At 35.1% G+C, this 4,582-nt stretch carries 3 protein-coding genes; all 3 read left to right on the top strand.

Annotated elements, in window-relative coordinates; genetic code table 11:
- Window positions 1-748 precede the first annotated feature (748 nt).
- A complete protein-coding gene (locus F6K22_RS32990) occupies window positions 749-1,414 on the top strand; it encodes a hypothetical protein (RefSeq protein ID WP_293108058.1) in 666 nt (221 codons plus the stop codon).
- Between the two features lie 16 nt (window positions 1,415-1,430).
- Complete coding sequence (locus tag F6K22_RS32985) at window positions 1,431-2,774, top strand: TIGR03279 family radical SAM protein (protein ID WP_293108055.1); 1,344 nt, start codon at window positions 1,431-1,433, stop codon at window positions 2,772-2,774.
- 563 nt (window positions 2,775-3,337) lie between these two features.
- On the top strand, window positions 3,338-4,582 hold a 1,245-nt coding region (locus F6K22_RS32980), incomplete at its 3' end, for a hypothetical protein (protein WP_293108053.1).

Here is a 4,582-nt window from a genome sequence, read left to right as displayed (position 1 = left end):
AATCCAGCTACTGCAAGGCAACCTAGCAAACAAATTTACATATAGTCTGGTTTCATTCGTCACGCTCGTTCGTCACCAAAAAATATTTATTCGCTTCACGAAAGCTCAACTGACAATAACTTCAGCATTCTTTGTGCTGTTTGTTTCTGGGAAATCGTCACAGTATTAAGATTTTGCTCTTCCTATTTTTTCACAAATCATTTACCGAATGAAGACCTCGCCCTTAAGGGCGGGGTTTAAATTAAATAATTCAGCATGATTAGCCTCCCCTTTCAAGGGGAAAAAGCGGTCGGAAAGCGGAGCATGACCTTAGGATAAGATGGCACCCCATATCTAATCGACCAAGAGAAATAATTTTTTTTCCTTATTGGTCAATCCTCTCCCTAAAAGGGAGAGGTAATTATCAATTATCAATTAATGAAAGTTGCCATAGATAACTAAATTCTTCTTCCCTTTTCCTTCCTTATGGTATTGTACAAAATACAGAAACTTTATTATATTCAGATATGATATAAAATCCGGTTATACAGTAATCGCAAAATTACTTTCTCTTAATCCAGAGATTGTATTGAATACGAATTTAAAAATTCATGCTCTATAATCTTTTCTTTATCCTGACTCCTGACTCCTGACTCCTAGCGCGATACGATAACTAATTATTCGGATTCTATATGACATTTAGATGTACTTATGTTTGGTATATCAATTTCAATCTAACAAGTAAATTTTATTAAAAAAAACTTGAAAAATGAGTAACTCGGAAAAAGTAAATATTTGGGAAAAAGTAAATATTTCAGCAGTAGTAGCAAGTGTAATTGTTGCAGCTACTGGAGTGTTTGTAGGAATATACATGGATAAGATTAAATGCTTTTTTAAACCCCAAGAAAGTAACTGCTCAGAATTATGTATGAAACATACGAGAATAAGTGGTACAGAAGGAGATGTAGGTGATACTGGTTGGATATGTTCAAAAGAAGATCGTGAAAGTGAATTGATGTATTTAGGAGACGACGATATCTATTGGCAAAATCAAGAATTATCTTTTAAAACTGAAGGTGTTGATAAATTTAGTAATGCTAAAATTTGTGGTTTTTATAGTGGGGTAAATGATAGAGGGGCTAAAATAGAAAGAAATGACTGTAGTGAATCTTCAAATAATTATGAAGGTAAGATATCGTTAGGAAACGATATTGATTGCTGCGGAAGAAATCAAAATTTGGCTGTTACTATTTCTAGTCAGAAAAAAAATTACGAAATATGTCTATTGAATAGAAGAAAAAATTCTAGCTCGGGAAAAATATTTAATAGCGGGTGGCAATGTAATAGTGAAAATCCTGTGAATTACATTGATTTAGGTGACCATGGAAAGTGGAAGGATCAATATTTAAGATTTGAAATTAGAAAGAAGAATTAATAAGGAAATACTGATTATGAGCAAAAACAGAATATCACCAGCACTTATTACTAAAATAATACCCGACTCGATCGCTGCCGAAATTGGTTTTGAACCTGGAGACACGATCGCTTCTATCAACGGACAACAACCACGCGACCTTATCGACTATCAATATATATGCGCTGACGAATATCTAGAAATAGAAGTCATCGATGCCAAAGGTAAAATCCATCACATTGAAATAGAAAAAGACTACGACCAAGACTTGGGGTTAGAATTTTCTACCGCTGTCTTTGATGGTCTAATTCAGTGTAACAACCGTTGCCCGTTTTGCTTCATTGACCAACAACCACCAGGTAAACGAGATACCCTATACTTAAAAGATGATGACTATCGTCTCAGTTTCCTCTATGGTTCCTACCTGACTCTGACTAACCTCCCGCAAAGGGAATGGGAAAGAATAGAACAAATGCGACTTTCGCCTCTGTATGTTTCTGTTCATGCTACCGAATCGGAATTACGATCGCGTCTCTTAAAAAACTCCCGCGCTGGTAAAATACTCGAACAAATTCAGTGGTTCCAAGAAAGGCGACTGCAAATACACGCTCAAGTTGTAGTTTGCCCAGGAATTAATGATGGTATTCATCTGGAACGTACATTATTAGATTTAGCAAAATTTCATACTGGAGATATTCCGGCAGTAGCATCCGTAGCAGTAGTACCAGTAGGGTTGACTCGTTTTCGCCCTATTGAAGATGAATTAATACCCGTCACTACCGCAAAAGCAGAAGAAGTCATAGACCAAGTGCAGGAAATTCAGGCAAAACTCAGACAAACATCTCGAACTAATTGTATCTGGTTAGCTGACGAATGGTTTTTAATTGGTCGTCGAGAATTACCCCCCACTTCAGAATATGAAGATTATCCTCAAATTGGCAATGGTGTTGGTTCAATTCGCCAGTTCATATCACAATTTGAAACTTATGTCAAAGAATTTTTAGAATCAGACATTTGCTTAAGCACTCAAAGAAAATTAACCTGGGTAGTAGGGAATGCAGTCGAGAAAGCATTCGTAGCGATCGCCAACCGACTAAATCAAATTGAAGGATTGGAAGTAAATATGGTAGCCTTATCTAGCTATTATTGGGGACAAGACATCACTGTAACTGGACTATTAACAGGCCAAGACTTGTTAGAAGGTTTACAGGGACGAGACTTGGGAGAAGGAATTTTGTTACCTTCAGTAATGCTGAAACAAGGGGATAATCTGTTTTTAGATGACATGACCCTAGAAGAATTAGCAGCCCAACTTCAGACACCTATTTGGCCAGTTGCTGGAGTAGAAGAGCTAATATTAACTGCTGTGAGCGATCGCTGAGTCATTTCAGTTATCAGTTAGCCTCCTATCGGAGGAACTGCGTTAACAGTTATCAGTTATCAGTTCCTCTGGCGCTCACCATTGGGATTGAAATACTAAAGATTCTTTTTTTCATCCCCTTAAAAGGGGATCCTTGAGACCTTATTTTTTGGTCAATAAAAAAGAAACAGGACTTACGCAAAGGTACTAACTATATAGAACCCATTTGAGGTCTATGGAAAAATAGATAATGTGATGGGGAGATGGGGTGATAGAGTGTATTGGAATATTTTTCCATCTTTTCGGTGTATTTCCGTGTGTCCACAGACGACTCCGTACCTCAAAAATTTAGTCCCTGGTTAAAGATACTAAATGGGTTATATATAGATATAGAGTGCAAAAACTATAACGTTATAGTTTTTAACGCTATATATGTGGTCTCTGAGTGGGTCTTAAGAAATTAAGGTTATGGGAAAATCTCTAATTTTTCACTAATTAATTTAACTTTTCACCTTTAATTTTAGCAAAGCAATTAACTCATTAGTTTAAAATATCAGTTGGACTTGGAGACTAATAAAAAATCCATGAGTGTTTTTCGTAATATTGTAGTAGTAGGAGTAATTGGAGCAGTTATTTCAAATGCAGGGGAGGGTTCTTCAGCCCCACCACCTATGCATTCTCAAAGTAATACTCCTGAAAATTCGATTTTAGACCCAGAAGAGGTCAAAGAACAATCTGTTGAGGTGAAAGAAACTCAAGGAGTAAAGTCAGATATTAACTATTTGGAGAAAGTTACTCAACTCAGATATCAAGGTAGTTTACTAGAAAAGTTAAAATCAAATTATTCAGGTACAAAAGTACGAGTACCATCAAACAAACACTCAGAAGTCAATATCAATCAACAATTACCTGAATCAAAAGCCAATCAAGAGAGAATTTCCGGATTAAAAGAACTCGAAAATATATACAAAAATACAGGTAGTTTATTAGCAGAATTAAAATCTCATAGACAAGGAGAAAATATTTCTCCTTCAGAGTTACAATTTAAACAATCAATTATTCTGGGGTATAAAGATACTGAAAAATTTCATCCAGACTCGAAAAATGTAGCAGTTCTGGGTAAATCAGATTCGAGTTTATTAGATTTGCTAGAGTCGAAGTCGGAAAGTTCTCTGGTAGAAATTCAAATTAATCCTCCCGTAGAAACAAGCTTTAAACAATCAATTACTTTTTTAGAGCAACAGCAAGGAAAATTTCATCCAGACTCGAAAAATGTAGCAGTTCTGGGTAAATCAGATTCGAGTTTATTGGATTTGCTAGAGTCGAAGTCGGAAAGTTCTCTGGTAGAAATTCAAATTAATCCTCCCGTAGAAACAAGCTTTAAACAATCAATTAATCTTGGCGATAAAGATACTAAAAAATTTAATCCAAACTCTGAATATTCAGGAGAATTAGGCAAGTATAATTCCAGTTTATTAGATTTGCTACAGTCAAAATTAGGAAATTATGAAGTAGAAACTGAAATTAATCCTCCTGTAGAAACCACTTTTAAACAATCAATTATTCTGGAAGATAAAGATACTGAAAAATTTCATCCAGACTCAAAAAAATTACCAGAATTAGGGAAAGCAAATTCTAGTTTATTAGATTTTCTACAGTCAAAATCGGGGAATTATGAGGTAGAAACTGAAATTAATCCTCTTGTAGAAACCACTTTTAAACAATCAATTATTCTGGAAGATAAAGATACTGAAAAATTTCATCCAGACTCAAAAAAATTACCAGAATTAGGGAAAGCAAATTCTAGTTTATTAGATTTTCTACAGTCA

It is taken from the genome of Okeania sp. SIO2F4, from assembly GCF_010672385.1.
Classification (GTDB): Bacteria; Cyanobacteriota; Cyanobacteriia; order Cyanobacteriales; family Microcoleaceae; genus Trichodesmium.
This window is presented reverse-complemented; position numbering and strand designations above follow the sequence as displayed.

Bases quoted from the DNA above. Each gene is read 5' to 3' on its own strand.
- F6K22_RS32990 (WP_293108058.1), top strand. From the start codon at position 749: ATGAGTAACTCGGAAAAAGTAAATATTTGGGAAAAAGTAAATATTTCA.
- F6K22_RS32985 (WP_293108055.1), top strand. From the start codon at position 1,431: ATGAGCAAAAACAGAATATCACCAGCACTTATTACTAAAATAATACCC.